8 protein-coding genes are annotated in these 11,409 nt (G+C 30.6%); 3 read left to right on the top strand and 5 right to left on the bottom strand.

Annotation, left to right across the window (positions count from 1 at the left end; genetic code table 11):
• Positions 1-3: 3 nt before the first annotated feature.
• From H0I30_RS04555 to H0I30_RS04575, 5 genes are all read right to left on the bottom strand, one after another.
• Complete coding sequence (locus H0I30_RS04555) at positions 4-903, bottom strand: helix-hairpin-helix domain-containing protein (RefSeq protein ID WP_218773125.1); 900 nt, start codon at positions 901-903, stop codon at positions 4-6.
• An 11-nt stretch (positions 904-914) separates the two neighbouring features.
• Positions 915-2,531 (bottom strand): sodium:alanine symporter family protein, encoded by a 1,617-nt coding sequence (locus tag H0I30_RS04560; protein ID WP_218773126.1) that lies wholly within the window; start codon positions 2,529-2,531, stop codon positions 915-917.
• An 87-nt stretch (positions 2,532-2,618) separates the two neighbouring features.
• A complete protein-coding gene (locus H0I30_RS04565) occupies positions 2,619-3,518 on the bottom strand; it encodes an SDR family oxidoreductase (RefSeq protein ID WP_218773127.1) in 900 nt (299 codons plus the stop codon).
• Positions 3,518-4,522 carry a TrkA family potassium uptake protein gene (locus H0I30_RS04570; protein WP_218773128.1) on the bottom strand — a complete coding sequence of 335 codons (1,005 nt, stop codon included), beginning with the start codon at positions 4,520-4,522 and terminating at the stop codon, positions 3,518-3,520. Before H0I30_RS04570 ends, H0I30_RS04565 begins: the two co-directional genes overlap by 1 nt.
• Entirely contained in the window at positions 4,519-4,746 is a 228-nt protein-coding gene (locus H0I30_RS04575) for a PspC domain-containing protein (protein ID WP_218773129.1), read from the bottom strand. Before H0I30_RS04575 ends, H0I30_RS04570 begins: the two co-directional genes overlap by 4 nt.
• A 108-nt stretch (positions 4,747-4,854) precedes the next feature.
• Here H0I30_RS04575 and uvrA point away from each other — a divergent pair, with 108 nt between their 5' ends.
• The 3 genes from uvrA to H0I30_RS04590 all read left to right on the top strand — a co-directional run bounded on the left by uvrA (position 4,855) and on the right by H0I30_RS04590 (position 11,329).
• A complete protein-coding gene (uvrA, locus tag H0I30_RS04580) occupies positions 4,855-7,677 on the top strand; it encodes an excinuclease ABC subunit UvrA (RefSeq protein WP_218773130.1) in 2,823 nt (940 codons plus the stop codon).
• Positions 7,678-7,743: 66 nt separating this feature from the next.
• A complete protein-coding gene (locus tag H0I30_RS04585; protein WP_255554306.1) occupies positions 7,744-8,454 on the top strand; it encodes a TIGR00730 family Rossman fold protein in 711 nt (236 codons plus the stop codon).
• A gap of 91 nt (positions 8,455-8,545) precedes the next feature.
• On the top strand, positions 8,546-11,329 hold the full coding sequence (locus H0I30_RS04590; RefSeq protein ID WP_218773132.1) for an aminopeptidase: 2,784 nt from the start codon (positions 8,546-8,548) through the stop codon (positions 11,327-11,329).
• Positions 11,330-11,409 lie beyond the last annotated feature (80 nt).

Here is an 11,409-nt window from a genome sequence, read left to right on the forward strand (position 1 = left end):
TGTTTATTCTGCTTTCAAATATAAAACTATTCTGTCATATTTCTCAATAGGGAAACCGTCAATGTTTTTTATTTCCACAATATTTTGAAGTTCAGCTACCTCATCTCTATATTCAAAAATCTTTTTACAGAGATCGTAATCAATATATGGATTTTTTAAAACCTCCTTAAAAGTAGCCGTATTTATATTTATTTTTTGAATTTGTGGTTTTTCATAAATCTTAAACCTTTTTACAACTCTAGCTACAGTTGATTTATCAACTCCCCACACTTCGTTTAATTGTGATGCAAAAGAAAAACCTTGTAGTTTTTTTCGATATTTTATGATTCTTTCTGAAATCACTTCACCAACACCATTAACAGCTTCAAAATCTTGCTGTGTGGCTTTATTTATATCATCAGTTGTTACCGAAGTTCTTTTACTCGGTGTCTCTTTATACACTGAATTAACTTTTGATTTATTATTTGATGCTAACTTATTACGTTTTACAACCCAATCTGGGAATTTAAAATAAAGTGAAATCTTATTTAATAAACTGTCTGACACTTTTGTTATTTCCTGAAACTCTTGTGCTGAGTTTACGAATTTACGTTGTGCCCGGTAAGCATGCAATCTATCAATTTCTTGAAGAGACATTCCTAATTGTTCTCCTTTAAAATCGGTAATATAATTAGGGTTAAAGGGATAAGTTTTAGGTTTCCTTTTTTCTAGTTCAACACTCTTTAAACTATCTATTTGTTTCTGAAAAGTTAGTAACTCTTTTGAACTTGTATCCGTTATTGGATCCGAAGAAAAATCTGAAAAGAAATAAACAAACTGAAGAATAACTATAATAAATATCAAAAAGAAAATCCCATTTCTTTGGCGTTTGTTATACCAGAAATGGGATTTAAATATTTTCATTTTAAAGAATTTTACATATGATCGTTAACATCTATAGCGCCATCTTCAATTGCTTCTTCTTTCTTATTAATTGCATTGGTGTATTTTATTAACTCTTTTTTAATAACCGGAGATAACATAATTACACCTATAATATTTGGTACAACCATTGCAAAAATCATTGCATCAGAGAAATCAATTACTGCACCTAAACTAATAGAAGCACCTATAACTACAAACATTAAAAATAATACTTTATAAACTAAATCAGTAATTTTTCCTTTACCGAATAAAAATTTCCATCCTTGCATACCGTAATAAGACCAAGAAATCATTGTAGAAAATGCAAATAAAATAACTGCAATTGTTAATACGATTGAGAAGTGAGGTATTACAGAATCAAACGCTATTGCTGTTAATTCAACTCCTTCTTTAATCTCTACACCATACTGCATAAACTGCCCGTCGAAATTTGTAATAATAATTACCAAAGCTGTCATTGTACAAATAACCACTGTATCTACAAATGGCTCTAATAAAGCAACAATACCTTCACTCGCTGGATATTTTGTACGAACTGCTGAGTGTGCAATTGCTGCAGAACCTACACCTGCTTCATTTGAAAAAGCACCTCTTCTAATACCTTGAATCATTACTCCAATTAAACCACCTGCAATTCCTAATCCAGAGAAAGCTCCTTCATATATCAACATAAAAGCATCATCTATCAATGAATAATTAGCAAATAAAATAATTAAAGCTGCTAACACATATATTCCTGCCATAAAAGGCACTACTTTTTCTGTTACAGAGGCAATTCTTTTTATTCCTCCAATAATAACTACAGCTACTAATGCCGCCATTACTAATCCAAAATACATTCCTGCATTTGGCCCTGTTAATTCAAATAATTTGGTAAACTGTGCAGCTGCTTGATTGGCTTGAAACATGTTTCCACCACCAAAAGAACCTCCAATAACAAATATTGCAAATAAAACTGCTAATACTTTACCTAAGCCTCCTGCTCCTTTTTCTTTTAATCCTTTTGTCAAATAATACATTGGACCACCATAAACAGTACCATCTTCACCAACATCTCTATACTTTACACCTAAAGTACATTCTGCAAATTTAGAAGCCATCCCTAATAAACCAGCTATGATCATCCAGAATGTTGCTCCCGGACCACCTATTGATAATGCTACTGCAACCCCTGCAATATTACCTAAACCAACCGTTGCAGATAATGCAGCTGTTAATGCTTGGAAGTGAGAAACCTCTCCGTCAGCTCCTTCATCTTTTATAGTTTCAAAAACATCTCCTCCTGGAGTTTGATCTCCGTATAATTTATCTACTCCGTGCTTTTCAATATCTTCGTATTTACCTCTAACAACCTGAATTGCTGTCACAAAGCCTGTGAAATTAATAAATTTAAAATAAAAAGTAAAATATAAAGCTCCTCCTATTAACACGATAAGTACCCAAGGTATTTGAAAAGTTTCTGAGAAAGGAATTTCATAGAATATAGCTTTTACAAACCAACCTGTATAATCTTTAAAAATTGTATCAATTTTATCTGTAGTACTGCTTTGTGCAAATGTTAACAACGGTGTTATTAATAATAACAACGTAAGAAGTCTTTTCTTCATAATAAATATGTTAGTTTTTATATTTTGTAATGCGCAATATCCTAAAAAAAATGCACTTCCGACAAGTTTTATGCGTTAAATGTGGCTTTACATTATCTTTTCTTTAAATTTTCGCAAATCTTCTTTAAATGATTTTGGTTGAAAATTTAATTCTTTATTTGTTTTAGATAAATCAAATCCTGTTTTAGATGGCCTAATTGCTTTTTGATTTAAATCATTTGTTGCTATCGGTTTAATCAAACTTTTATCTAATTTAAAAACATCTGCTATTTGCTGTGCAATCTCATAAATACTTAATAACGTGTTTGATGAAATATTAAAAATCCCTGTAGACTTTTTATCTATTACTATTTTACACGCTTGCGCCAAATCTTCAACATAAGTAGGCATACGAAATTGATCTTTAACAATTGTAATTTGTTTTTTATCCTCTAAACTCTTCTTTACCCACAATACAATATTACTTCGGGTCATATCAAACACTTTGCCGTATACCAAAATAGTGCGAAGAATCGCATAATCTATTTTAGAGGCTGTTAAAATATTTTCTGATTTCAATTTAGATACTCCGTAATAGTTTAGCGGATTTGGAGTGTCGGTTTCTTTATAAGGACCACTTTCACCATCAAATATAAAATCGGTAGATATATGTATTAAATGTATGTTATTTACTTCTGAATATTCTTTTAACAATTCTACAACACCTATATTTAATAGATCGCATGCTTTTTTATCATCTTCACAAGCATCAACATTTGTCATTGCTGCCGTGTTAACAATAACATCAGGCTTGCATGCTGTTAAGTTTTTAAGAAGTATTTTTTTATCAGTAAGGTCAACAGAAACATATTTAAAATTGGTTTTACCACTTCTATTTTCCCCTCTAGAAAATCCGCTTACAGTATATTTTTCTTTATCCTTTAATAAAAGGTTTACTAAGGTTTGCCCAAGTAAACCATTACTTCCGGTAACAACTATATTTTTCATTAAAACAACTCTCTTAATTTAATTATTTGCTCTGGGCGACCTAGAACAATTAAGTTTGCGCCTGCTGTTAACTTTACCGAAGCATCTGGATTTATGATATATTCTTTATCCGTAGTTCGATAGCCAATTACAGTGCATCCTGTTTTTTTACGCAAATCTAAATCTAAAATGGTGCTATTTAAATACTCCTTAGGCAGGTTATCTATCGCTATTTCTTCTAAATTCGCTGTTGTATCGCCCTCTATAGTTAATCTATCTACAAATTCTATAACATCAGGCGTAACAACTAAAGATGCCATATGCGCACCTCCTAATTTATCAGGCATAATTACATTATCTGCTCCTGCTATTTTAAGCTTGCTATAAGAAGTTTCTTTAGACGCCCTACTTATTATCTTTGAGTCTTTATTTAATTGATTTGCTGTTAACACTACAAATAAATTATCAGCATCCGAAGGTAAAACGGTAATTAAATTAGCGGCATTTAAAATACCTGCTTTTAATAATGCTTCATCGGTTGTTGCATCTCCCTCTATATTTAATATTCCTTTTTCGTCTAATTGCTTTATAATATCCTCATGCATTTCTATAACAACAACGTCTTTTTTGTAGCTATTTAATTTAGCTATTGCTTGCTTCCCATTTCTACCATAACCACAAACAATAGTATGCCCTTTTAACTTTTCTATTTTTTTTTGCACTTTTTTTATTTTTAGTTGACGAAAAAACTGACCGCTAATTAAATATTCAGAAAACGAGGATACTGCATAACCGAAAATAAATAAACTTGATAATATTAAACCTATCGTAAATATTTTTTCTCCTGTACCAAAAGGATGAACTTCTCCAAAACCAATAGTAGTTATGGTAATTATAGTCATATATAAAGCATCAATAAAAGAATAATTGAATATTATTAAATACCCTCCTACTCCTATTGATAAAATTAATACTGAAAATAAGATTGCTTTGTATAACCTTGATTTAAATACATTATTTATCATAAATCGAAAACAGAGGTTCTTTTAGTGTAAATCATATCTTTTAATTTTAATACAAATGCCATTGTTAAATACAAAGCAAAAGATAAACCCACGGTTACAAAAGATATATAAATAAAAAACAATCGCACATTGGTAGCTCGCATACCTAAACGATCTGCCAACCTTGAAGACACTGCAAAACCATGGCGTTCAAAAAAATGACGTACCGAATGAATAAATTTCATAATTAACTTATTTTCATTGCAAGGTACCAATTTACAATGATTTGTTTATAACATCGGCTTTAAAATAAATTTGGTTTCTGTAACTTTGCTTTTCGTAAAAATCTCACTTTGAAAGAACAAGAGTACATAGAAGTATACGGAGCACGCGCTCACAATTTAAAAAACATCGATGTAAAAATACCTCGAGAAAAACTGGTGGTTATTACTGGCTTAAGTGGTAGCGGAAAGTCATCATTAGCTTTCGATACTATTTATGCTGAAGGACAGCGTAGATATATTGAAACTTTCTCTGCTTATGCGCGTCAGTTTTTAGGCGGATTAGAAAGACCTGATGTTGATAAAATTGATGGATTATCGCCCGTAATTTCTATCGAACAAAAGACGACTAATAAAAGTCCGCGTTCTACCGTAGGAACTATTACCGAGATTTACGATTTTCTTCGTTTACTCTTTTCTCGTGCCTCGGATGCATATTCTTACAATACAAACGAGAAAATGGTGAGTTATTCTGATGAGCAAATCAGGCAACTAATTTTAAAAGATTTTAATGAAAAGCGCATCGCAGTTCTTGCGCCTTTAATTAAATCTAGAAAAGGGCATTATCGAGAGCTTTTCGAACAAATTTCTAAACAAGGTTTTGTCCGCGTTCGTGTAGACGGAGAAATAAAAGAGATTGTAAAAGGAATGAAACTTGACCGATACAAAACTCACGATATTGAAGTAGTTATAGATCGTTTAATTGTAAACGAAAAATCAGAAAAACGTTTAGAAGAAACTATAAAAACAGCTTTATATACCGGAAATAATATTTTAATGGTGGTTGATGTTGACGATGAAAAGCCTCGTTATTTTAGTCGCGAATTGATGTGTCCTACAACCGGAATTGCATACCCGAATCCAGAACCAAATACATTTTCATTCAACTCACCAAGAGGTGCATGCTCTAATTGTAACGGTTTAGGTATTACCAATCAAATTAACGAGAAAAAGGTAATTCCAGATCATACTATTTCTATTAAAAAAGGTGGAATTATTCCTTTAGGAGAACAAAAAAGTAGTTGGATTTTTAAACAATTACAAACTATTGCCGATAGACACAATTTTAAACTTACCGACCCGATAAATAAAATCCCGCAAGACGCGATGCATATTATTTTACACGGTGGTAATGATAAATTTGAAATCAACTCTAAAGATCTTGGTGTAACTAGAAATTACGAAATAGATTTTGAAGGAATTATAGCATTTATAGATAATCAACATAAAAATGCAGAAAGCACTTCTATTAAACGCTGGGCAAAAGACTTTATGGATGAAGTTAACTGTTCTGTTTGCGAAGGTAAAAGATTAAAAAAAGAAGCGCTCCATTTTAAAGTTGTTGATAAAAACATTAGTGATTTAGCACAAATGGATGTTACCGAGCTAGCTACTTGGTTTAAAAATATTGAAAGTAGCCTTTCTGAAAAACAATTAATAATTGCATCTGAAATACTAAAAGAAATCCGAACTAGAATTCAGTTTTTATTAGATGTTGGGTTAGATTATTTAACTTTAGACAGAACTTCTAAATCACTTTCTGGCGGTGAAGCACAACGAATTCGATTAGCCACCCAAATTGGCTCCCAATTAGTTGGCGTTTTATATATTTTAGATGAGCCAAGTATTGGTTTACACCAACGAGACAATGAAAAACTAATAAAATCACTTATTAAATTACGTGATGTTGGTAATTCAGTTTTAGTTGTAGAACACGACAAAGACATGATTGAACAAGCCGATTTTGTTTTCGATATTGGTCCGGGTGCAGGTGTTCACGGAGGTGAAATTGTAAGTGAAGGAACTTTTGAAGATTTAAAATCGCACAACACTTTAACTGCAGATTACTTAACGGGAAGAAAAGAAATTGCTGTTCCAAAAGAAAGAAGAGCAGGCAACGGAAATTTTATTAAACTATCCGGAGCATCCGGAAACAACTTAAAAAATGTATCTGTAAAATTTCCTTTAGGCCAAATGATTTGTGTTACCGGAGTTTCAGGAAGCGGAAAATCTACTTTAATAAACGAAACATTATATCCTATTTTAAATGCCCATATTTATCGTGGTGTAAAAAAACCAATGCCTTATAAAAAAATTGAAGGTTTAGAGCATATCGATAAAGTAATTGATATTGACCAATCTCCTATTGGTAGAACTCCACGCTCAAATCCTGCAACCTATACAGGTACTTTCGGAGAAATCCGTAGTTTATTTGCTAAAACTCCAGAAGCTGCCATTCGCGGTTATAAACCTGGTCGTTTTAGTTTTAATGTAAAAGGCGGTCGTTGTGAAACTTGCCAAGGAGGCGGAGTTCGTGTTATTGAAATGAACTTTTTACCAGATGTTCAGGTAGAATGTGAAACCTGCCAAGGAAAACGTTTTAATAGAGAAACTTTAGAAATTCGTTACAAAGGAAAATCGATTTCTGATATTTTAGACATGACGATTAATGAAGCCACTAACTTCTTTGAGCATATTCCTAAAATATATCGCAAGCTAAAAACAATTAAAGATGTTGGCTTAGGGTATATTACTTTAGGGCAACAATCAACTACACTTTCTGGTGGAGAAGCACAACGTATAAAACTAGCATCAGAATTATCAAAAAGAGATACCGGAAACACTTTTTACATTTTAGATGAACCTACCACTGGTTTGCATTTTGAAGATATTCGTGTTTTAATGGATGTTTTAAATGAATTAGCAAATAAAGGAAATACCGTATTAATTATTGAACATAATATGGATGTAATTAAACTTGCTGATTACATTATTGACATCGGTATGGAAGGTGGGAAAAATGGAGGAAATGTTTTAGCCACGGGCTCTCCTGAAAAAGTTGCCAAACATAAAACTAGTTATACTGCTAAGTTTTTAAAAAAAGAACTAAATTAGCAAGCTTGCTAAAGATGTAAATTAGCAATATAATTTGTTACATTAATTATAAAAGAATTTATGAGTATGAGTCCGAACGATGACAGAAAAATTAAAGAAAAATTACAACCAAAAACTTGGAATGAAATAAAAACAAACGATTCTTGGGCTATTTTTAAAATCATGGCCGAGTTTGTTGAAGGGTACGAAAAATTAAGTAAAATAGGACCTTGTGTGTCTATTTTTGGTTCTGCAAGAACAAAAACAGATGACCCTTATTATAAACTAGCTGAAGAAGTTGGTTTTAAATTAACTGAAAACGGATTTGGAGTAATTACCGGTGGTGGACCAGGAATAATGGAAGCTGGTAATAAAGGAGCGCATAGAGGAAAAGGAACTTCGGTTGGATTAAATATCGAATTACCTTTCGAACAACACGATAATCCTTGGGTTGACCGTGATAAAAACTTAAACTTCGATTATTTTTTCGTTCGTAAAGTTATGTTCGTAAAATATTCTCAAGGTTTTGTTGTAATGCCAGGTGGTTTTGGTACTATGGATGAGCTTTTTGAAGCAATCACATTAATTCAAACTAACAAAATTGGTCGTTTTCCTATTGTTTTGGTAGGAACAAAATTCTGGACAGGTTTATTAGACTGGATAAAAAACACCTTGTTAGAAGAAGGTAATATTAGTGAAAAAGATTTAGATTTATTTAGAGTTGTTGATACTGCTGATGAAGCTGTAGAGCACTTTAATAAATTTTACAAGAAAAACGAATTAAAACCAAACTTTTAAAAATAATTACATAAAAAGCTCGTTGATTCTTCAACGAGCTTTTATCTTTAATTTGAAACATCAATTACTCCTCTTTTTTATCTCACTTTTCATGTCCTGTTATACAGTAACAGCGCAAACGAATACTATTGAAATAGATGCAAAACTAGATGATAAAAAGGATTTACTTCACATCAATCAAAAAACTGTTTACTATAATAATTCTTCAGATACATTAAATACTATTTTTTTACATAACTGGTCTAATAGTTATAAAGACAAAAATACTCCACTAGGAAAACGTCTTATAGAAGATTATAAAAAAGACTTTTACTTTTCTAAAGAAAAAGATAAAGGTTTTACCAAAATACATGAGATTACAGTAAACAATAAAAAAGCTACTTTTAATGTAAAAGAAAATCAGCCTGATATAATTGAAATACCTTTAAAAGGTCTTTTAAAACCAAATGACAGCTTAATTATAGCTACAAATTATATTGTGAAAATTCCAAGTGCTAAATTTACAGGATACGGAAAAACTAAAAACGGATATCACTTACGATTTTGGCATATTACACCTGCTGTTTATAATAAAAAATGGCAACTGATGAGCAATTTAAATATTGATGATTTATATGAAAACCTAACAAACTACACTATAAACATTTCTATTCCTAAAAAATATACTATTGAAAGTAATCTGCCTCAAAAGAAAATTAAGCAAAAGAGTAACACGCTCTATTATTTAAAAGGTAAAAAAAGAAAAGATATTTTTCTTCACATTGACTCCCTAAATCAATTCAAATCCTTTAAATTAAAAGACAAAAAAATAATAACAGACACAAATTTAAAAAATATACCTAGAGACACTACTGCCAAAATAATAAATAAACAAATTGACTTTATTGAGGGTTTTTTAGGCAAACATCCACATAATGAAATTTTTATTGATGCTGCCACCATTAAAAAAAATTCGTTACATGAAATTTACGGACTTCCTAGATGGCTTAAACCTTTTCCTGAGAATTTTAGATGGGAAATCAACTTTTTTAAAGCACTTTCTAAAAGATATATAAATGATGCATTAATACTAAACCAGCGAACAGATTATTGGCTTACAAATGGTTTAGAAACTTTTTTAATGATGAAGTATATTGATGAGTATTATCCAAATATTACTGTTTTGGGTAAATACGCTAAATACTGGCCTATTAAAACATATAATTTATCAAAACTAAAGCAAAATGATAAATACTCTTTTGTATATCAATTTAGTGCACGTAAATTTTATGACCAACCATTAAATACTCCTTCTGACTCTCTTTCTAATTTTAACCAAAAGGTTGTTAGCGAATACAAATCTGGGTTAGGATTGCTCTATCTTCAAGATTATATCGGAGGTGATACTTTGACTCAGTCTTTAAAAGAATTCTACGCTAAAAATCAATTAAAAGAAACAAACAGTAATCAATTCAAAGAGTTACTTCAAAAAAACACTTCAAAAAATTTAGAATGGTTTTTTAATGATTATTTAAAGACTAGTAAAAAAATAGATTACAAGATTTCTAAAATAAAAACAACGAGAGGAAAAGACTCTTTACTTGTTACTATAAAAAACAAAAGAAATATACCTTCTCCAATAGCTTTATACGGTATCCAAAAAAAGAAGGTTATATTTAAAAAATGGGTTACAGGAACCGATTCTATAAAAACAATTAAAATTAAAAAAGGAGGTTTTGATAAACTTGCTTTAAATTACGAAAACATTTACCCGGAATATAATTCCCTCGATAATTTCAGAAATGTTAACAATACACTTATCAATAAACCAATAGATTTTCAGTTTTTTACAGATGTTGAAAACCCTTATTACAATCAATTATTTTATTATCCCGATTTTAAATATAATTTATATGACGGTGTAATTTTAGGAGTAAACATCAATAATCAAGCTGTGATAAGCCATAATTTCGAATTTAGCCTAACGCCCAATTTCAGTACAAAAAGCAATAATTTTTCAGGATCCTACGGTTTTTCTTACAATCATTTTTTTAAGAAAACTAAAATTTATAAAATTCGTTATGGTTTTAGCGGAAGTAGTTTTCACTATGCACCAGAGTTATATTACACTACGTTTGCTCCTTCTGTTAGCATTCAGTTTAGGAGAAATACATTGCGCGAAAACGGATTAAAACTTTTTATTGCCAGGTTAATTAGCGTCAATAAACAAGTGGAATTAGGCAAAACCAAAGAGGCCAGTGATAAATATAATGTTCTTAACTTAAGGTATATCAACTCTAATTTTAATGCAATTAAAAGAACTCAATATGCTATTAATGCGGAATTAAACTCTAGTTTTAGTAAAATAACAACCGATTTTCGTTATCGTAAATTTTTCTCGGCGGACAAAAGTTTTGATGTTCGTTTTTTTGGAGGATTTTTTTTACATAACAAATCTGAAGGAGATTATTTTAGCTTCGGATTAAATCGTGGTTCTGATTATTTATTTGAACAAAACTTATTTGGGCGTTCTGAAAACGAAGGAATTTTTAGTCAGCAATTTGTAATTGATCAAGCTGGTTTTAAATCAAAATATAGTAAACCTCAATTTTCGAATCAATTAATAACATCAATAAACACAAGTGTTAGTGTATATAAATGGGCAGAATTTTATAATGATGTTGCAATGCTTAAAAATAGAGATACCTCACCTAACTTTTTTTACGAGAACGGAATACGTTTAAATTTTATCCCTAATATTTTTGAATTTTACTTTCCTATTTACACCAACGAAGGTTTTGAGGTTACACAAGAAGCATATCCTACAAAGATTAGATTTGTAATCACCACAAGTATTGACAGAATTTATAATTTCCTTAGAAGAGGATTATTATAGATACTTCAACAAAACTTCTTTTTTTTTGATTTTTTTGAAGAATATTCAGTAATAGTTGAAATTTTTAAATTTCAACTAAA

Source organism: Tenacibaculum sp. AHE14PA (assembly GCF_019278465.1).
Lineage (GTDB): Bacteria > Bacteroidota > Bacteroidia > Flavobacteriales > Flavobacteriaceae > Polaribacter > Polaribacter bernardetii.

Bases quoted from the DNA above. Each gene is read 5' to 3' on its own strand.
- H0I30_RS04555 (WP_218773125.1), bottom strand. From the start codon at position 903: ATGAAAATATTTAAATCCCATTTCTGGTATAACAAACGCCAAAGAAAT.
- H0I30_RS04560 (WP_218773126.1), bottom strand. From the start codon at position 2,531: ATGAAGAAAAGACTTCTTACGTTGTTATTATTAATAACACCGTTGTTA.
- H0I30_RS04565 (WP_218773127.1), bottom strand. From the start codon at position 3,518: ATGAAAAATATAGTTGTTACCGGAAGTAATGGTTTACTTGGGCAAACC.
- H0I30_RS04570 (WP_218773128.1), bottom strand. From the start codon at position 4,522: ATGATAAATAATGTATTTAAATCAAGGTTATACAAAGCAATCTTATTT.
- H0I30_RS04575 (WP_218773129.1), bottom strand. From the start codon at position 4,746: ATGAAATTTATTCATTCGGTACGTCATTTTTTTGAACGCCATGGTTTT.
- H0I30_RS04585 (WP_255554306.1), top strand. From the start codon at position 7,744: ATGAGTCCGAACGATGACAGAAAAATTAAAGAAAAATTACAACCAAAA.
- H0I30_RS04590 (WP_218773132.1), top strand. From the start codon at position 8,546: ATGTCCTGTTATACAGTAACAGCGCAAACGAATACTATTGAAATAGAT.